This window comes from Pseudomonas sp. PDM04 (genome assembly GCF_014851765.1).
Taxonomy (GTDB): domain Bacteria; phylum Pseudomonadota; class Gammaproteobacteria; order Pseudomonadales; family Pseudomonadaceae; genus Aquipseudomonas.
This window is the reverse complement of the sequence record NZ_JACVAI010000003.1, coordinates 179,556-198,392: the sequence shown is the minus strand read 5'-3', so window position 1 is coordinate 198,392 and position 18,837 is coordinate 179,556. Positions and strand designations below refer to the sequence as shown.

Below are 18,837 nucleotides of genomic sequence, written 5' to 3'. Positions count from 1 at the left end.
AATTACGTCCTGAATATCATTGTTTTCATGCATTGGACGCCGCGAGTGGCGGATCCAGAAATGCATTCGGCGCTGTGTTGAACAGCGCCGCGTGTGATTACTTGATCAGGCCAACCCGCGAGAAGTTCGGCAGGTGACTGAGTTTGGGTTCCGGCCAGCTCATCCAGACTGCGAAGGCCTTGCCGACGATATTCTTGTCGGGAACCATGCCCAGCAGGTCCTTGGGAATGGTCGGATCATCCCAGTAACGACTGTCGTTGGAATTGTCGCGGTTGTCGCCCATCATGAAATAGTGCCCGGCAGGCACGGTCCAGGTATGGTCCGGCGCGGCGCGGTAACGGCTCATTTCCTTGCGGATCAGGTGCTCGGCGGCACCGAGTTTTTCCTTGTAGAGCTCGGCGCTGCCCAGGGTGCCCGGCTCGGAACCGACCAGTTGCTCGGCAATCGACTCGCCATTGACGAACAGTCGCTTGTCGGCGGTGTAACGCACCTGGTCACCCGGCAGCCCCACCACACGCTTGATGTAGTTGACGTTGGGATCGCTCGGATAGCGGAACACCATCACATCGCCGCGCTGCGGATCACCCAGCTCGATGACTTTCTTGTCGATGACCGGCAGGCGGATCCCGTAGGAGAACTTGTTCACCAGGATGAAGTCGCCCACGTCCAGGGTCGGTTTCATCGAGCCGGACGGGATCTGGAACGGTTCCACCAGGAACGAACGCAGGACCAGCACGATGAACAGCACCGGGAAGAACGACTTGCCGTACTCGACCAGCAACGGTTCCTTGTTCAGTTTCTCGAGCACCACCCCGTCAGGCTGGCTGACGCTGCCCTGATAGGAGGCGATGGCGGCACGCCGGCGCGGCGCCAGGAAAACCAGATCGAGCAACGCCAGGAGGCCGCAGACGAACACGGCGATGACCAGCAACAGCGGGAAATTTAGTGACATAGGACCTAACTATCCAACCTGAGCACGGCGAGGAAGGCTTCTTGTGGGATTTCCACGTTACCGACCTGTTTCATGCGTTTCTTACCGGCCTTTTGCTTTTCCAGCAGTTTCTTCTTACGGCTGACGTCACCGCCGTAGCATTTGGCCAATACGTTCTTTCTGAGTGCCTTGACGGTTGTACGCGCCACAATCTGACCGCCAATGGCGGCCTGGATTGCCACATCGAACATCTGCCGGGGAATCAGCTCTTTCATTTTCTCGGTCAACTGGCGACCTTTGTAGTGCGAATTGTCACGGTGCACGATCAGCGCCAGGGCGTCGACTCTGTCACCGTTGATCAGCACATCCAGTTTCACCAGATTAGCCGATTGATAACGATCGAAATGGTAATCCAGCGAAGCATAGCCGCGGCTGGTGGATTTGAGACGATCGAAGAAGTCGAGCACGACTTCGTTCATCGGCAGGTCGTAGGTCACCTGCACCTGGGAACCGAGGAACAGCATGTCGACCTGCACACCGCGTTTTTCGATGCATAGGGTGATGACGTTGCCCAGATGTTCCTGTGGCACCAGGATGTTGGCGCGCACGATCGGCTCGCGCATGTCTTCGATCGCCGAGACATCCGGCAGCTTGGACGGGTTGTCGACGTAGATCGTTTCGCCGGTCTTGAGCACCAGCTCGAAGATGACCGTCGGTGCCGTGGTGATCAGGTCCAGGTCGTATTCGCGCTCCAGGCGCTCCTGGATGATTTCCATGTGCAGCATGCCGAGGAAACCGCAACGGAAGCCGAAGCCCAGGGCGTCGGAGCTTTCCGGGGTGTACTGCAGCGAGGAGTCGTTGAGGGTGAGCTTCTGCAACGCTTCGCGGAAATCCTCGAAGTCGTCGGAGCTGACCGGGAACAGGCCGGCATACACCTGCGGCTGAATGCGCTTGAAGCCCGGCAGGACTTCCACGTCAGGCGTGGAGGACAGAGTCAGGGTGTCACCGACCGGGGCACCGTGGATGTCCTTGATGCTGGCGATGATGAAGCCCACCTCGCCCGCCTTCAGGTCGGCCGTGGCGGTGTGTTTCGGGTTGAACACACCGACGCTGTCCACCAGGTGGATCTTGCCGGTGGACTTGACCAGGATCTTGTCGCCTTTCTTCACGCGGCCATGACGGACACGGACCAGGGACACGACGCCCAGGTAGTTGTCGAACCAGGAGTCGATGATCAACGCCTGCAGCGGATCCTCGATGTTGCCGGTCGGCGCCGGAATGGTGGTGACCAGGCGCTCCAGCACTTCATCGACGCCCAGACCGGTCTTGGCACTGCACGTGACCGCGTCGGTGGCATCGATGCCGATGATTTTCTCGATCTCTTCCTTGACGCGCTCGGGCTCGGCCTGCGGCAGGTCGATCTTGTTCAGCACCGGCATCACTTCCAGGCCCTGTTCGATCGCCGTGTAGCAGTTGGCGACCGACTGCGCTTCCACGCCCTGACCAGCATCGACCACCAGCAGCGCACCTTCACAGGCCGCCAGCGAGCGGCTGACTTCATAGGTGAAGTCAACGTGGCCGGGGGTGTCAATGAAGTTCAGCTGGTAGGTAATACCATCTTTGGCTTTGTAGTACAGGGTGACGCTGTGCGCCTTGATGGTGATTCCGCGCTCACGTTCAAGGTCCATGGAGTCCAGTACCTGGGCTTCCATTTCACGCTCGGCCAGGCCGCCGCACATCTGGATGAAACGATCGGCCAGCGTCGACTTGCCATGGTCAATGTGGGCGATGATGGAGAAATTGCGGATATGACTCAAATCACTCACGGATCAACACTCAAAAAGGCTGCAGGCATAGCCCGCCGAAAAATAGCCGGGAATTGTACCTGATCCACGGCGCAAGCGTCACGTTCGCAGGTCAGACGGCACCTGTAAAAAAGCCCCGGTCTGGCGACAGGGGCGTTTTTATCGGCTGCAAGGGCTGGAAACCGCCGGTATCAACCGGCGCGGCGCAACAACCAGACCCCGGCCAGGGCGCATATACCCGCCGGAACCAGCACCGCGAACAGCGGCGAAAAGCCGAACACCAGGCTCGAAGGCCCGAGCAGATCCTGGACGATGCGGAAGGTGAACCCCACCAACACGCCGGTGAACACCCGCTGACCGAGGGTCACCGAGCGCAGCGGACCGAAAATGAAGGAGATCGCCATCAGCACCAGGGCAGCGGTGACCAACGGCTGCAACACCTTGACCCAAAATGCCAGCCAGTAACGGCCGTTGTTGAGCCCCTGCTCCGCGAGGTAGTGGATGTAACCCCACAAACCGGTGATCGACAGCGATTCGGGGGCCATCACCACGGTGCTCAGCAATTGCGGGCTCAGGGCGACGTTCCAGCGCTCGACAGGCGAGTTCACCACTTCGGTACTGCGCTCATGGAACAGCGTGGTGGTGACGTCGCTGAGCTGCCAGTGATCCTTGTCGAACTCGGCACGCTTGGAAAAGCTCGCCGAGAGCATGTGCCGCTCCTTGTCGAAGTGATAACGGGTCACACCGTACAGAATGCCGTTGGGTTGCACCGAGTTGACGTGAATGAACTCGTCGCCCTGACGGTGCCACATACCGTGCTTGGCACTTTGCGCGTCGCCACTGCCCTGGGCCAGCGAACGATTGGCCTGGGCGGTGCTTTCGGTCGCCGGGGCGATGTATTCGCCAATCAGCACACCGACCAGCATCAGGACCAGCATCGGCTTCATGACCGCCCAGACGATCCGGCCAATCGACACGCCAGCGGCGCGCATGATGGTCAGCTCGCTGTTGCTGGCCAGGCTGCCGAGGCCGATCAGGCAACCGATCAACGCGGCCATTGGCAGCATGTCGTACAAACGACGCGGTGCGGTCAGCAAGACGTAGCTGAGGATATCGAGGAGCGTATAGGTATCGCTGGCATCGCCCATCTCGTCGATGAACGCGAACAATGTTGCCAGGCCGAGAATGATCCCCAAAACCGCGAGGATCGCCATGAACACGCTGCTGCCGATGTAGCGGTCGAGCTTAACCACGGGCCACCTCCAGCGCGCTGCGACGGCTTGCCATCTTCAAGCGCAAAGGTTCCCAGTACAGCAGGCCCAGACCGATGACCAGGAATATCCCGTGCACCCACCACAGCCCCAGTGCTGGCGCAATCTTGCCCTTTTCAAGGGCGCCGCGGGCGGCAATCAGGATGGTGAGGTAGGCCATATAAAGAAGAATCGCCGGCAGCAGCTTGAGAAAACGACCCTGGCGCGGATTCACCCGCGACAGCGGCACCGCCATCAGGGTCACGATGAACACCAGCAACGGCAGGGACAAGCGCCATTGCAGCTCGGTGCGCGAACGGATGTCATCGCTGCCCACCAGGGACGCGGTGGTCATGGCGTCGCGGTCGGTGACTTCATCGCTGACATCCGGCTTGGGCAGCAGGACGCCATATTCGTCGTACTTGATCGCCCGGTAATCGGCCTGCCCCGGGTTGCCGTCGTAACGGTAGCCGTTGTCGAGAATCAGGTAGCGGTTGCCATCAGGGCGGATTTCCTGACGGCCCTTCTCGGCCACCAGCACGGAAATCCCACGGTCCTTGTTATCCGAACCGAGATTTTTCTGGGAAATGAACACACCCGCCAGGTTGACGCGGTCATCGGACAGTTGCTCGGTGTAGGTCACCCGCGTCCCATCGCGCAACGCCTGGAAACGGCCGGGCTCCAGGGTGTCGAATTCGGTCAGGGCGTCCTGCTTGTTCAGCAGCAACTGAAACTGATTGGCACCCTGAGGGGCCAGGCTCAGGCTCAACCAGGCCACCACAACCGCCACGATCGCGGCCGGGAACAGGGTCATGCGCAGCAGGCGCTGCTGGCTCATGCCCGTGGCCGACAGCACGGTCATTTCGCTTTCGAGGTAGAGGCGGCCGTAGGACAGCAGGATGCCGAGAAACAGCCCCAGCGGCAGGATCAGTTGCAAGAAGCCCGGCAGGCGAAAGCCCATGATCAGGAACAACGAGCCCGGATCGAGCTGGCCCGAGGCTGCCTGCGCGAGGTATTTGATGAAGCGCCCGCTCATGATGATGACCAGCAGCACCGCACTCACGGCGCTCAAGGTCAACAGGACTTCGCGGGATAAATAACGGAAGACGATCAAACCAGACACTCCAGGGTTGTCAGGCGAAGGCGGCCAGACAAGCGAATGTATCAGGCAGCCCGCAAGACAGAGCCGCCGAAAAATTTGGCGCATTATCCTGTGATTGAGTGCGCCTGTCACTGCGCAATGCATCGACCCTGCGCGAGCGAGCCGGCTCGCGACGGGAGTCCAGACAACGCGGGCCATGAGTCGGCGCGCGTCATCCTTGATGTCCACAACGAGCACTCGAACGTGGATCGACCGCTGCACATTCATGCCGTCGAGGGTTGTCAGGCGCCGGTAGCGAGGTTCAAACTGCGGGCTTTGCCGCAGGCCCTCGCTTGCAGCGCTCTCTATTCATAAGCAGGCTCGGTCGCACGTCATCGAGCCCTTGCGTGTTGACCCATCACTCAGGGAACCGGACATGGAACTGGTTGTAAAAAGCGTTAACCCCGAAACGTTGAAAACCGCCACCCTGGTGGTCGCTGTTGGCGAGGGCCGCAAGCTCGGCGCTGCCGCCACCCAGATCGACGCCCTGAGCGGCGGCGCCCTCAGCGCCGTGCTCAAGCGCGGCGACCTGGCGGGCAAGGTTGGCCAGAGCCTGTTGCTGCACAGCTTGCCGAACCTTAAAGCCGAGCGCGTGCTGCTCGTGGGCGTGGGCAAGGACGAGGAACTGGGCGATCGCCCGTTCCGCAAGATCGTCGCCGGCATCCTCAACACCCTCAAGGGCCTGGGCGGCAGCGACGCAGTGCTGGCCCTGGACGAAGTCGTGGTCAAGGGCCGCGACAGCTACGGCAAGACCCGCCTGCTGGCCGAAACCCTGGTCGATGGCGAATACACTTTCGATCAGTTCAAGAGCCAGAAAGCCGAGCCGCGCGCCCTGAAAAAAGTCACCCTGGTGACCATCAAGGCCGCCCAGGCCGAAGTCGAGCGCGCCGTGGCCCACGCCCGCGCGATTGCCAACGGCATGGCGTTCACCCGCAACCTGGGCAACCTGCCGCCGAACATCTGCCACCCGACGTTCCTCGGCGAACAAGCCAAGCAGCTGGGCAAGGAATTCAAGAGCCTGAAGGTCGAGGTCCTTGACGAGAAGAAGATCAAGGATCTGGGCATGGGCTCGTTCTATGCCGTTGGCCAGGGCAGCGCCCAGCCTCCGCGCCTGATCGTCATGCAGTACAACGGCGGCAAGAAATCCGAGAAGCCGTACGCACTGGTCGGCAAGGGCATCACCTTCGACACCGGCGGCATCAGCCTCAAGCCGGGCCTGGGCATGGACGAAATGAAGTACGACATGGGCGGTGCCGCCAGTGTCTTCGGCACCCTGCGCGCCGTGCTCGAGCTGAAACTGCCGATCAACCTGGTGTGCATCCTGGCCTGCGCCGAGAACATGCCGAGCGGCAACGCTTCGCGTCCGGGCGACATCGTCACAACCATGAGCGGCCAGACCGTGGAGATCCTCAACACCGACGCCGAAGGCCGCCTGGTGCTGTGCGACGCCCTGACCTACTCCGAACGCTTCAAGCCGCAGGCGGTGATCGACATCGCCACCCTGACCGGCGCCTGCGTCGTGGCACTGGGCGCCCACACCTCGGGCCTGCTGGGCAACAACGACGTGCTGATCGACCAGCTGCTGAGCGCCGGCAAGGCAGCGGATGACCGCGCCTGGCAACTGCCGCTGTTCGATGAGTACCAGGAACAGCTGGACAGCCCGTTCGCCGACATCGCCAACATCGGCGGCCCGAAGGCCGGCACCATCACCGCCGCCTGCTTCCTGTCGCGCTTCACCAAGAACCTGAACTGGGCGCACCTGGACATCGCCGGCACGGCCTGGACCAGCGGCGGCAAGGACAAGGGCGCCACCGGCCGTCCGGTGCCTTTGCTGACCCAATACCTGCTGGACCGCGCCAAAGCCTGAAACCGATGACCTTGAGCAGCGTCCTCTATAAAGGACGCTGTTCCTGGCTCAGGAACCGCAATGACCAAAGTCGACTTTTATATCCTGCCCAGCGCCGATCCTTCGGCACGGATGGATTTCGCCTGCAAGCTCACCGAGAAAGCCTGGCGCATGGGTCACCGCATCTACCTGCATTGCAGCGATGCCGCCCAGCGTGACGATCTCGATGCGCGCCTGTGGACCTTCAAGGGCGAAAGCTTCGTGCCCCACGGCCCGGCCGACAGCGAGCCGGACGGTTCGATTGTGCTGGGTCTTGGCGACGACTGCGGCCAACACCAGGATCTGCTGGTCAACCTGGACCTGAAAGTCCCGGCCTTCGCCCGCCAATTCGCCCGCGTGGCGGAAGTGGTGGTGGAAGACCCGACGATTCGCGCAGCGGCGCGGGAGAGTTTCCGTTTCTACCGCGAACAGGGCTATCCTCTGCAAGATCACCGTTTACAGCGACTCTGAGCATTCCGATGGACACTCCAAAACCGCTGCAAAAACCCGCGCACCTGCTGGATGACCTCGAGTCGATCCGCCAGTTGCTCGGTGATGACAACCTGCAACCGCCGCTGCTGACCGACACGGTCGAGGCCGGCGAACAGGAACAGATTCCCATGCTGTTCGACACGGTCAGCGCCAGCCAGCCCACTGTCGAACCGCCGCCAGCCACGCCGAAGACCAGCGCGGGCCCTGACGCCCTGCTGCACCTGGACAGCGAACTGCGCGCCGCCGCGCAATTGATCATGCAGGACGTGATCGATGACTTCGCCCCGCACATCGAGACAGAAATCAAACGCCGCCTGAGTGCGCGGATGGAGCGGTTGCTCAGCCAGTACAACGACTGATTCACCTCCCCCCTGCTCGCGATGGCGATCCAACTGCCAGCTTGATCGGTCACCGACAGACCGCTATCGCGAGCAGGCTCGCTCCCACAGGTGACTCCAGCGCTTTCCAGGGCACGCCCTGTCCGCCCCCGCTCGCCCTGCGCCCCGCGCCCCGCTATACTCGTCGGCTTTTCCTGAATTGATGCCAATAGGGTCCCGCCGCGCATGGATAAGACCTACCAGCCGCACGCCATTGAAACTTCCTGGTACAACACCTGGGAGTCCGAGAATTACTTCGCCCCGCAAGGCGCGGGCGAGTCCTACACCATCATGATCCCGCCGCCGAACGTCACCGGCAGCCTGCACATGGGTCATGGCTTCAACAACGCGATCATGGACGCCCTGATCCGTTTCCGTCGCATGCAGGGTCGCAACACCCTGTGGCAGCCGGGCACCGACCACGCGGGTATCGCCACGCAAATGCTGGTGGAGCGCCAACTGGAAGCCCAGGGCCAGAATCGCCACGACCTGGGCCGCGAGAAATTCCTCGAGAAGGTCTGGGAATGGAAGGATCAGTCCGGTGGCAACATCAGCCGCCAGATCCGCCGCCTCGGCTCGTCCGTGGACTGGAGCCGCGAGCGCTTCACCATGGATGACGGGCTTTCCGAGGCCGTGAAGGAAGCCTTCGTGCGCCTGCACGAAGACGGCCTGATCTACCGCGGCAAGCGCCTGGTCAACTGGGACACCAAGCTGCACACGGCGATCTCCGACCTCGAAGTGGAAAACCACGACGAAAAAGGCTTCCTGTGGAACCTCAAGTATCCGCTGGCTGACGGCGCCAGGACCGCTGAGGACAAGGACTACCTGATCGTCGCGACCACTCGCCCGGAAACCATGCTCGGCGACTCCGCCGTCGCGGTGAACCCGAACGACGAACGTTACAAAGCCCTGATCGGCCACTTTGTCGAGCTGCCGCTGGTCGGCCGCCGCATTCCGATCATCGGCGACGATTATTGCGACCCTGAATTCGGCACCGGCTGCGTGAAAATCACCCCGGCCCACGATTTCAACGACTACGAAGTCGGCAAGCGCCACAACCTGCCGCTGCTGAACATCTTCGACAAGAATGCCAGCGTGCTGCCCGCCGTGCAGGCGTTCAACCTTGACGGCACGCTGAACGACAGCATCGACGGCAAGATCCCGGCCGAGTACGCCGGCCTCGACCGTTTTGAAGCGCGCAAGCAGATCGTTGCCGCCTTCGACGCCGCCGGCCTGCTGGTCAGCGTTGACGACCACAGCCTGAAAGTCCCGAAAGGCGACCGCTCCGGCACCGTGATCGAGCCGTGGCTGACCGACCAATGGTACGTATCGACCAAACCGCTGGCCGAGCCGGCGATTGCCGCCGTGGAAGACGGCCGTATCCAGTTCGTGCCCAAGCAGTACGAAAACATGTACTTCTCGTGGATGCGCGACATCCAGGACTGGTGCATCAGCCGTCAGCTGTGGTGGGGTCACCGCATTCCAGCCTGGTACGACGAGTCGGGCAAGGTCTACGTCGGTCGCGACGAGGCCGAAGTGCGCGCCAAGCACAACCTCGGCGCGGACGTGACGCTGCAACAGGACAACGACGTTCTCGATACCTGGTTCAGTTCCGGTCTGTGGACGTTCTCCACCCTGGGCTGGCCGGAGAAGACCGAATTCCTGAAGAAATTCCACTCCACCGACGTGCTGGTGACGGGCTTCGACATCATTTTCTTCTGGGTTGCCCGGATGATCATGCTGACCATGCACCTGATCAAGAATGAGGACGGCACCCCGCAGGTCCCGTTCAAGACCGTTTACGTGCATGGCCTGGTGCGTGATGGCCAGGGCCAGAAGATGTCCAAGTCCAAGGGTAACGTCCTGGACCCGCTGGACATCATCGACGGCATCGAGCTCGAGGCACTGGTGCAGAAACGCACCTCCGGCATGATGCAGCCAAAACTGGCGAAGAAGATCGAGAAGCAGACCCGCGACGAGTTCGCCGAAGGCATCGCCAGCTACGGCACCGACGCCCTGCGCTTCACCTTCTGCTCGCTGGCGTCCACCGGCCGTGACATCAAGTTCGACATGGGTCGAGTGGAAGGCTATCGCAACTTCTGCAACAAGATCTGGAACGCCGCGCGCTATGTGCTGGACAAGGGTGAGGACTGCGGCCAGAACGGCGAGGCCTACGAATTGTCGCTGGCCGACCGCTGGATCATTTCGCAGCTGCAACGGACCGAAGCCGAAGTGACCCGTCAGCTCGACCAGTTCCGTTTCGACCTGGCCGCACAAGCCTTGTACGAGTTCATCTGGAACCAGTACTGCGACTGGTACCTGGAACTGTCCAAGCCCGTGCTGTGGGACGAGAACGCGCCGGTCGAGCGCCAGCGCGGCACCCGTCGCACACTGGTTCGCGTACTGGAAGTGGCCCTGCGCCTGGCGCACCCGTTCATGCCGTTCATCACCGAAGAAATCTGGCAGCGCATCGCGCCGCTGGCGGGTATCGAAGGCAAGACGATCATGCTGCAAGCCTGGCCGGTGGCCAACGAAGAGCGCATCGATCCGGCTGCCGAAGACGACATCGAATGGCTCAAGGGCCTGATGCTCGGCACGCGTAACATCCGTGGCGAAATGAACATCGGCCCGGGCAAACCGCTGCCGCTGTTCCTGAAGAACGTCAGTGCCGAAGATCAGCGTCGCCTCACCGAGAACGAAGCGCTGCTGAAGAAACTGGCGCGCCTGGAATCGATCACCGTGCTGGCCGCTGGCGAAGAAGCTCCGCTGTCCGCCACTGCACTGGTGGGTGAGATGGAAGTGCTGGTGCCGATGGCCGGGCTGATCGACAAGGGCGCCGAACTGGCGCGTCTGGACAAGGAAATCCAGCGCCTGCAGGGCGAAGTCCAGCGGGTCGGCGGCAAGCTGTCCAACGCCGGCTTCGTCGACAAGGCCCCGGCTGAAGTCATCGAGAAAGAACGCGCCAAGCTGGCCGAAGCCGAACAGGCGCTGGGCAAGTTGGCCGAGCAGCACGCGCGGATTGCCAGCCTGTAACGGCAAGTCGTAACGAAAAAGGGAGGCCCGCAACGGCCTCCCTTTTTTGTGCCTGCCTTTTCTCCCCATGAAATCTCCATGTGGGTGCGAGCCTGCTCGCTCCCACAGTGGGCGGCCTGTATCTCGCGATTGGGTTCACACCCGCTGGATGTGGGACAATGCCCGCCACTTTCAGCCATGTCCGAATCGATCACCACCATGTCCGTCCCTCGTACACCCAGACCCGCGCACAAGAAGCCTGACCCAGAGGCCCCGGCCAAACACGTCGCACCCCGGGAAAAGGCCAGCCTGCATCCGCGCAATCGCCACCAGGGTCGCTACGACTTTGCGGCACTGATCAAAAGCACGCCGGAGCTGGCGAAGTTCGTGATCATCAATCCGTACGGCAAGGAAAGCATCGACTTCGCCAGCCCGGAAGCGGTGCGGGTGTTCAATCGGGCGTTGCTCAAGGCGTTCTACGGCATTACCCATTGGGACATTCCCGCCGACTACCTGTGCCCGCCGGTGCCTGGCCGTGCCGATTACGTGCACTTTCTCGCCGACCTGCTGGCCAGCGGCAATGACGGCATGATTCCCCGTGGCACCGCAGTCAAGGTGCTGGACGTGGGCACTGGCGCCAATTGCGTGTATCCGCTGATCGGCCACAGCGATTACCGCTGGCAATTTGTCGGGTCGGACATCGATACCACCGCCATCGCCTCGGCCAGAACCATTGTCGCGGCCAACGGTTTGAACAAGGCCATCCAGATTCGCCAGCAGACCGAGCGCAAACACATCCTGCTGGGCTTGCTCGAAAGCACCGAACAATTTGACCTGACGATGTGCAACCCGCCGTTCCACGCCTCCCTGGAAGAAGCCACACGCGGCAGCAGCCGCAAATGGCGGGCGCTGGGCAAGGCCGACCCGAAACGCAAGCTGCCGGTGCTGAACTTTGGCGGCCAGGCAGCGGAGCTGTGGTGCGAGGGCGGTGAGGCACGTTTCGTCACGCAACTGATCAGCGAGAGCGCACGGGTGGGCCAGCAGGTTTTATGGTTCAGCACGCTGGTGTCGAAAGCCTCGAACCTGCCGGCGATTCAGGCCGCGCTGAAAAAGGCCGGCGCCCTGCACAGCCAGGTGGTGGAAATGGCCCAGGGGCAGAAACAAAGCCGCTTCGTCGCCTGGACTTTCCAGACCCGGGAGCAGCAGCAGGTGTGGCGCCAGCGTTGGGCGAGCAAAAACTGACCAGCCCTCCCACAGAGGCTGAAACACAGGCACAAAAAAGCCGTGCCCGGATCGCTCCGGAGCACGGCTTTTTTTACTGCGTCTTACTTGTTGATCGCATCGGTCAGGCCTTTGGCCACAACCAGCTTGATCACTTTCTTGGCAGCGATTTCGATGGCAGCGCCAGTCGATGGGTTACGGCCAGTACGGGCAGGACGCTCGGTCACTTTCAGTTTGCCGATACCTGGCAGAGTGATTTCGCCGCCGTTTTCCAGCTGATCAGCAACGATTTGGCCCAGTTGGTCCAGAGCGTTACGCGCGGTGGTTTTTGGCGCGTCGATAGCTTCAGCGATGTCGGCGATCAGTTGGTCTTTAGTAAGAGCCATGTAGTGTTCCTTCCCTATCAAATTCATATGGATTGCAGAGTGCAGTGTCAGCCATCGAGCCCGATCTTCTGGATCTGGCACCCTCGGCCAATAACCGCGGGATCGGGGTTATAGATACCGAAATCAGGGTTTGGTTCGACCTGACATTTGCTGACTGCACGCTTAACGCAGTGACTTCGCGCAAGACCGGGCAAAACTAGCACAGAGACAAGGAAATATCCGCTTCTCCCTACCCATTTGGTCAGCTTTATTGCTCTAAATCGGGAAAAAAATGCATAAGGGCCGCCGAAGGCCGGCGAATTGCCCTTCGCACCGCGCCAAAACCAGTGGTTGCGGTACACTTGGCACTTTTTCGGGGAGCACGCCCTCCTCATCCCAATCAGCCGAGAAGCCCATGCCGATCCGTCATTGCATCGTCCACTTGATCGATAAAAAACCCGACGGTACGCCCGCAGTTCTCCACGCCCGCGACTCCGAACTGGCGGAGTCCGCAGCCATCGAGAACATGCTTGCCGACCTCAACGAGAGCTACAACGCCAAACAGGGCAAGGCCTGGGGTTTCTTCCACGCCGAGTCGGGGGCGCACCCGTTCAGCGGCTGGCTGAAGGAATACCTCGACGGCGGCAAGGACTTCACCGCGTTCAGCCGGGTGGCGGTGGAACACCTGCAAAAACTGATGGAAGAATCGAACCTCTCCGTGGGCGGGCATGTGCTGTTTGCGCATTATCAACAGGGCATGACCGATTACCTGGCCATCGCGCTGCTGCACCACAGTGAAGGCGTGGCCGTGACCGACCAATTGGACGTGACGCCCTCGCGCCACCTTGACCTGGGCCAATTGCACCTCGCTGCGCGGATCAACGTGTCCGAATGGCAAAACAACAAACAGTCCAAGCAGTACATTTCCTTCATCAAGGGCAAGAACGGCAAGAAGGTTTCGGAGTACTTCCGCGACTTCATCGGCTGCCAGGAAGGCGTCGACGGCCCCGGCGAAACCCGCACGCTGCTCAAGGCGTTCAGCGACTTCGTCGAGAGCGAAGACTTGCCGGAAGATTCCGCCCGGGAGAAAACCAAGACCCTGGTGGAATATGCCAGCAGCCAGGCAAAAATGGGTGAGCCCATGGGCCTGGAAGAGCTTTCCGAGCTGATCGACGAAGAGCGCCCGAAAGCCTTCTACGACCACATTCGCAACAAGGACTACGGCCTGTCGCCGGAGATCCCGGCGGACAAACGCACCCTGAACCAGTTCCGCCGCTTCACCGGCCGCGCCGAGGGCCTGTCGATCAGCTTCGAAGCGCACCTCTTGGGCTCGAAGATCGAGTACGACGAAGAAGCCGGCACGCTGATCATCAAGGGCCTGCCCACCTCGCTCACCGACCAGCTCAAGCGCCGTAACTGATGCTGCACGGTGTGCTGAAGAAGGTCCTGCTGATCCTGCTGGTGGTCGTGGTCTACCAGAACTGGGGCAAGATCGAGCGGGTGTTCAACCCTTCGCAAGGGGTTTCGGAGCAGGTCCGGGCCAGGGCCAACGTCGTGCTCTACAGCACCGAATGGTGCGGCTACTGCAAACAGAGCCGACGCTTTCTCGACCAGAAGGGCATTCCCTACAGGGAATTCGATATCGAAAAGGATGCCCAGGCGCGCAAGGCGTATGAGGCATTGGGAGGCGGCGGCATTCCGTTCATCGATGTCAACGGCACGCTGATTCGCGGGTATGACCCGGAGGCGATCCTCGCCGCCCTCAAATAGTCGCTCGGGACACAGGCCTCTTCGCGAGCAGGCTCGCTCCCACTGGGTTCATGCGTTGACTGACGGCCATTGTCGTCAGTGCTGGCATTTTTATAGTGAATGGTCATGGCCATTCACGCACTCGCGGATTATCGTGCTGGCCAAATGATGATCCTTGCGGAGCCAGTCCATGAATGATGCCCACGACGCCTTGATTACCCGGTTCTACCAGGCTTTCCAGCGACTGGATGCCGAAGCGATGAGCGCCTGCTACACCGACGACGTGGTGTTCAGCGACCCGGCGTTTGGCGAGTTGCGCGGGCGCGACGCCGGCGACATGTGGCGCATGCTCACCACCCGGGCCAAGGACTTTTCCCTGACCTTCGACAGCGTGCGCAGCGATGAGCGCAGCGGCGGCGCGCATTGGGTGGCGACCTACCTGTTCAGCCAGACCGGCAACACCGTGGTCAACGACATTCAGGCACGCTTCGTCTTTCGCGATGGCAAGATCTGCGAACATCACGACCACTTCGACCTGTGGGCCTGGTCGCGCCAGGCGCTCGGCTTCAAGGGCCTTTTGCTGGGCTGGACACCGCTGGTGCGAAACGCCGTGCGTGCCCAGGCCCTGAAGGGGTTGAAGGCATTTCAGGCCGGTCGCTGATAAGATCGCGGCTTGTTTCCTTCAAGCCCTGATCGTCACGTGAACTCCCAAAGCGAATCCTCCGTTGTTGCCACCGAGCCGGTGCCGGTCAGCAAACCCTGGTTTGTCTACCTCGTGCGGGCGGCCAACGGTTCGCTGTACTGCGGCATCAGCGACGATCCCGTGCGCCGGTTCGCCAAGCACCAGAGCGGCAAAGGCGCGCGCTTCTTTCTGTCCAGCCCGGCCATGGCGCTGGTCTACACCGAAGCCTGTCGCGACAAAAGCGAGGCGCTGCGCCAGGAACGGCTGATCAAAAAGCTCAGGAAAAGCGCCAAGGAATGCCTGGTGGCGACCTTTGCCGCCGGCTTATCAATCTGACTGATAGGTTCCCATCAGGCACATCGGTAGGCCGCCCGCCGATTGCGCGCTAAGCTGCGGACTCACCTTCTGTGCGGCGGAGCCGAGCATGTCCGAGTTGATTCTCCATCATTACCCGACGTCCCCTTTCGCCGAAAAAGCCCGCCTGTTGCTGGGCTTCAAAGGCTTGTCCTGGCGTTCGGTGAAGATCTCGCCGGTGATGCCAAAACCTGACCTGACGGCGTTGACCGGTGGCTACCGCAAGACCCCGGTGTTGCAGGTTGGCGCGGATATCTATTGCGATACGGCCTTGATTGCGCGCCGACTGGAACAGGAAAAAGCCTTGCCGGCGTTTTTCCCCGAAGGTCAGGAAATGATCGCCGCGACCTTCGCCGCGTGGGCCGACTCGGTGGTGTTCCAGCACGCGGTGAGCCTGGTGTTCCAGCCGGCATCGGTGGCCGTGCGTTTCGGTCATTTGCCGCCGGAAGCGATCAAGGCGTTTCTCGCCGATCGCGCCGGCCTGTTCAGTGGTGGCAGCGCCAGCAAGTTGTCGGCGGAACAGGCACGGCATCAATGGCCGACGATCATGGCGCGCCTGGAACAACAACTTCAGCGCGAGCAGGGTGACTTCCTGTTTGGCGCCCCGTCGATCGCCGACTTCGCCCTGGCGCACTGCCTGTGGTTTCTCAAGGCGACGCCCGTGACCGCACCGTTGGTCGATGCGTACCCGGCAGTTGCCGCGTGGCATGCGCGGGTAATGGGGTTCGGTCACGGCGCGTCCAGCGACATGACCGCCGAACAGGCGCTGGACGTGGCACGCACCGCCACACCCGCCGCCTTGCCGGATGAGCCGTTCGAGGAGCCGTTCGAGGAGCCGAACGGTTTCGAGGCGGGCCAGCAGGTGATCATCGCCGCCACGGATTACGGTGTCGATCCGGTGGCCGGAGAGCTGCTGTTTGCCGGGCGTGAAGAATTGATCCTGCGCCGTGAAGACGAGCGTGCGGGCGTGGTGCATGTGCACTTTCCGCGCTTTGGTTTTCGTATCGAAAAACGCTGAAACAGCCAATGTGGGAGCGGGCGCGCTCCCACAGGACCCGAACGCTGGGTTACAGATAGACGATGTCCAGCGTGGCGCTGCCATCTATGGGCATCTCTTCGGTAATGACCTTAGGTTTATAGAGCGTCGAGGCCACCACCAGATTGGCTACGAGTACCTGCATCGAAACCGGTGCGTAATCCGGACTGCCCGGACCACTGACAGACCTCATCCAGCCAGGCTGCCAGACGGTGCCGTCTGACGCAGGGAACCAGGTCTGGCCGTTGACCGACTCCACGACCGGGAGCGCCTCGCCGTCGGCCAGTGCATTGTTCATTTTCAACATGTACCAGCCGATTTTGTGATCGTTCTCACCCAGGCCCAGGCCGAAATAAGACCGACTGGGATTGATCCCGCCGACAGTGTTTTCCCTGTTGTCCTGGATATTAACGGCGAAAAAAGTAGCGGCATCACAACTGACGCTCATCTGCACAGTCACAGGCGGCAATTGTGTCGTAGCGGCCAGATCCTTGACTGAAATCTTCCCGTAATCGATCACACCACCGTTGGACAACTGGGGTGTGCACGCAGCCGGGGTGATTGTCCCCGTGACGCTCAGATCCGTACTGGATGCCGCATTGGCCTGTGCGGCAACCGCACACAACAGTACGGCCGCGAGACAGGTTAAATTGATGTTCATCCCTTGAAATCCCATTAGTTAATATTTAAACGCCGTGATGGCATGCAACTATTTAGTTACCGGCCAAACCCATCGGCCACGCCGCGGCAATATAAATCTGCAACTAATCTCAAGAAATACAACTAATACGAATTTACCTGACTCAATGCACCATGCCGCTGTCACGGGCATACGCAAACAAATCCACATCGGTGGAGATACCCAGCCGTTGCATGGCCATGTTTTTCTGTTTGCTGATCGTCGACACGCTGCGATTGAAATAGTCGGCAATCTCACTGACGGTCATGCCGCTGGCGAGCATTCTCACCACTTCATGTTCTTTGGCCGACAACGAAGGAGTACCAGACTGAGCCTTGGCGTTCGTCTGAAGCAGCGCAGCGCGCAACGACTCGCTGATAAATCGTCGCCCTTCGTTCACTGCCTTGATCGCCATCGGCAGCTCCTTCGCCGAAGCATCCTTGGCGATGATCGCCATCACCCCCTGGGCGAGCGCTGCCCGCAACGCCATGACGTTGGCGAACATGGTCACCAGGATGATCGAGGTCGCCGGGTGGTGACGCCTGACCATGCTGAGCATCTTCAAACCGTCGGCCTGCACGTTGCCCGGCATGCAGAAATCCGTGATCAACAGCTCACAAGGCGTGGTTGAAAGCAGCCTCAGCAGGCTGTCCGGCCCCTCTGCCTCCCCCACGATCACACAGGTGCCGCTCAGATCGGTGAGCATTCGCATGCCGATCCGAACGACAGGATGGTCGTCAGCAATGATTACGCGCATTGTCAGATTTATCCTGTTGGGTGATTGGAATGCGCGAAAAATAGCGCCACCTTGTTGCCATCACAACGACCCATACAGCGATAAAAAATGCCGCACCCAATGTATCCGGGGCGTAGTTATTTGTCCTATATAACAATAAGAACCGCCCTACATTACACAGGCACAATGGACTACTTACAAAACCTACAGACATCACCTTCAAGCAATACAAATTGTAGTCATAAAGAACCTTTCCCACAGTAACGCAATCATTTTCGTATTAGTTGCATTTCACCTGACCGACTCGATCGATAAATTGCGCCGTGCCCACAGAGGGTACTCACCCACCGTCGTATTTCGAGGAAAAGTGAATTTCATGAACAATCGTTTATCCGCACAGACCGCTGCACCGCAAAACACGTCTCTGTAGTTGCGTCGCCTGCAACTGGCCGCGCCGATTCCGGCATGCCCAACTCAATCAAAGGACGACCCATCATGGACAGATACTCTTTTGCACTTTCCACCAGCCTGTTGCTGGGTTTTACATCGGCGGCGCTCGCCGCCAGCAGTACCGACCTGAGCGTCATCGGCGCCATTACGCCCAGTTCCTGCACGCCTTCGCTGTCGGACGGCGGCATCGTCGATCACGGCAAATTGACCTCGAAGGACCTCGACCAGACGTTGCCGACCCGGTTGCCGGTGGGCGAAATGTTGCTTCAGGTCGATTGCGAAGGCCCGACAAGCTACACCCTGACCACCATCGACAACCGGGCCGGCACCTCGGTGATCAACCCCAATTACCACGGGCTGGGTACGGTCAACGATGACCAGAACCTGGGCAGCGTGGGCTTCGGGATATTCGAGGCGCAAGCCGATGGCAACAGCGTGGTCACGATCATGTCCCGCGACAACGGCGCCAGTTGGGGAGCGTCCAGTTATCTGGGTCATGCCGGCTGGACGGCGTTTGCCGCGCCGGGCGACCCGCGTACGCCCATCGCCGTACAGCACCTCAGTGCCCGTCTGCGCGCCTTCACCATCATTGCGCCGGCCAGTGACCTGACCTTGCTCGACGAGCTGCCCATCGACGGACACGCCACCGTGCAGATCACCTACTGATCAACC

The 18,837-nt window shown here is 60.7% G+C and carries 18 protein-coding genes; 11 read left to right on the top strand and 7 right to left on the bottom strand.

Annotation, left to right across the window (positions count from 1 at the left end; all coding sequences use genetic code 11):
• Positions 1 to 97: 97 nt before the first annotated feature.
• From lepB to lptF, 4 genes are all read right to left on the bottom strand, one after another.
• Positions 98 to 952: a signal peptidase I gene (gene lepB / locus IB249_RS12950; RefSeq protein ID WP_192305218.1), complete on the bottom strand. Its 855-nt coding sequence runs from the start codon at positions 950 to 952 to the stop codon at positions 98 to 100.
• Between the two features lie 5 nt (positions 953 to 957).
• Positions 958 to 2,757: a translation elongation factor 4 gene (gene lepA, locus IB249_RS12945; protein WP_192305216.1), complete on the bottom strand. Its 1,800-nt coding sequence runs from the start codon at positions 2,755 to 2,757 to the stop codon at positions 958 to 960.
• A gap of 170 nt (positions 2,758 to 2,927) precedes the next feature.
• On the bottom strand, positions 2,928 to 3,989 hold the full coding sequence (lptG, locus tag IB249_RS12940; protein WP_192305214.1) for an LPS export ABC transporter permease LptG: 1,062 nt from the start codon (positions 3,987 to 3,989) through the stop codon (positions 2,928 to 2,930).
• On the bottom strand, positions 3,982 to 5,100 hold the full coding sequence (gene lptF / locus IB249_RS12935) for an LPS export ABC transporter permease LptF (RefSeq protein ID WP_192305211.1): 1,119 nt from the start codon (positions 5,098 to 5,100) through the stop codon (positions 3,982 to 3,984). The genes lptG and lptF overlap by 8 nt, the downstream gene beginning before the upstream one ends.
• Positions 5,101 to 5,503: 403 nt before the next feature.
• Here lptF and IB249_RS12930 point away from each other — a divergent pair, with 403 nt between their 5' ends.
• The 5 genes from IB249_RS12930 to rlmF all read left to right on the top strand — a co-directional run bounded on the left by IB249_RS12930 (position 5,504) and on the right by rlmF (position 12,135).
• A complete protein-coding gene (locus tag IB249_RS12930) occupies positions 5,504 to 6,994 on the top strand; it encodes a leucyl aminopeptidase (protein WP_192305207.1) in 1,491 nt (496 codons plus the stop codon).
• 60 nt (positions 6,995 to 7,054) lie between these two features.
• Positions 7,055 to 7,483, top strand: a complete 429-nt coding sequence (locus IB249_RS12925) for a DNA polymerase III subunit chi (RefSeq protein WP_192305206.1) — start codon at positions 7,055 to 7,057, stop codon at positions 7,481 to 7,483.
• Positions 7,484 to 7,491: 8 nt separating this feature from the next.
• Positions 7,492 to 7,863 (top strand): DNA polymerase III subunit chi, encoded by a 372-nt coding sequence (locus tag IB249_RS12920; RefSeq protein WP_192305205.1) that lies wholly within the window; start codon positions 7,492 to 7,494, stop codon positions 7,861 to 7,863.
• A gap of 204 nt (positions 7,864 to 8,067) precedes the next feature.
• The gene (locus tag IB249_RS12915; protein WP_192305204.1) at positions 8,068 to 10,914 is read left to right on the top strand and encodes a valine--tRNA ligase; all 2,847 of its coding nucleotides are present in this window, start codon (positions 8,068 to 8,070) and stop codon (positions 10,912 to 10,914) included.
• A 198-nt stretch (positions 10,915 to 11,112) separates the two neighbouring features.
• Complete coding sequence (gene rlmF / locus IB249_RS12910; protein ID WP_192305203.1) at positions 11,113 to 12,135, top strand: 23S rRNA (adenine(1618)-N(6))-methyltransferase RlmF; 1,023 nt, start codon at positions 11,113 to 11,115, stop codon at positions 12,133 to 12,135.
• 83 nt (positions 12,136 to 12,218) lie between these two features.
• Here the strand turns inward: rlmF and IB249_RS12905 are convergent, their stop codons facing one another.
• A complete protein-coding gene (locus IB249_RS12905) occupies positions 12,219 to 12,500 on the bottom strand; it encodes an HU family DNA-binding protein (protein WP_192305202.1) in 282 nt (93 codons plus the stop codon).
• Between the two features lie 394 nt (positions 12,501 to 12,894).
• On the opposite strand from IB249_RS12905, the gene yejK reads away from it, so the two are divergent.
• The 5 genes from yejK to IB249_RS12880 all read left to right on the top strand — a co-directional run bounded on the left by yejK (position 12,895) and on the right by IB249_RS12880 (position 16,282).
• A complete protein-coding gene (yejK, locus tag IB249_RS12900) occupies positions 12,895 to 13,899 on the top strand; it encodes a nucleoid-associated protein YejK (protein ID WP_192305201.1) in 1,005 nt (334 codons plus the stop codon).
• Positions 13,899 to 14,249: a glutaredoxin family protein gene (locus IB249_RS12895; protein WP_192305200.1), complete on the top strand. Its 351-nt coding sequence runs from the start codon at positions 13,899 to 13,901 to the stop codon at positions 14,247 to 14,249. Before yejK ends, IB249_RS12895 begins: the two co-directional genes overlap by 1 nt.
• A gap of 169 nt (positions 14,250 to 14,418) precedes the next feature.
• Positions 14,419 to 14,889 (top strand): nuclear transport factor 2 family protein, encoded by a 471-nt coding sequence (locus IB249_RS12890; RefSeq protein ID WP_192305199.1) that lies wholly within the window; start codon positions 14,419 to 14,421, stop codon positions 14,887 to 14,889.
• A 39-nt stretch (positions 14,890 to 14,928) separates the two neighbouring features.
• On the top strand, positions 14,929 to 15,246 hold the full coding sequence (locus tag IB249_RS12885; protein WP_192305197.1) for a GIY-YIG nuclease family protein: 318 nt from the start codon (positions 14,929 to 14,931) through the stop codon (positions 15,244 to 15,246).
• 88 nt (positions 15,247 to 15,334) lie between these two features.
• Positions 15,335 to 16,282 carry a glutathione S-transferase family protein gene (locus IB249_RS12880; RefSeq protein ID WP_192305195.1) on the top strand — a complete coding sequence of 316 codons (948 nt, stop codon included), beginning with the start codon at positions 15,335 to 15,337 and terminating at the stop codon, positions 16,280 to 16,282.
• A gap of 49 nt (positions 16,283 to 16,331) precedes the next feature.
• On the opposite strand, the gene IB249_RS12875 is transcribed toward IB249_RS12880, so the two are convergent.
• The gene (locus IB249_RS12875; RefSeq protein WP_192305193.1) at positions 16,332 to 16,961 is read right to left on the bottom strand and encodes a DUF1120 domain-containing protein; all 630 of its coding nucleotides are present in this window, start codon (positions 16,959 to 16,961) and stop codon (positions 16,332 to 16,334) included.
• A gap of 142 nt (positions 16,962 to 17,103) precedes the next feature.
• A complete protein-coding gene (locus IB249_RS12870; protein ID WP_192305191.1) occupies positions 17,104 to 17,736 on the bottom strand; it encodes a response regulator in 633 nt (210 codons plus the stop codon).
• 474 nt (positions 17,737 to 18,210) lie between these two features.
• Here IB249_RS12870 and IB249_RS12865 point away from each other — a divergent pair, with 474 nt between their 5' ends.
• Positions 18,211 to 18,831 carry a DUF1120 domain-containing protein gene (locus IB249_RS12865; RefSeq protein WP_192305189.1) on the top strand — a complete coding sequence of 207 codons (621 nt, stop codon included), beginning with the start codon at positions 18,211 to 18,213 and terminating at the stop codon, positions 18,829 to 18,831.
• Positions 18,832 to 18,837 lie beyond the last annotated feature (6 nt).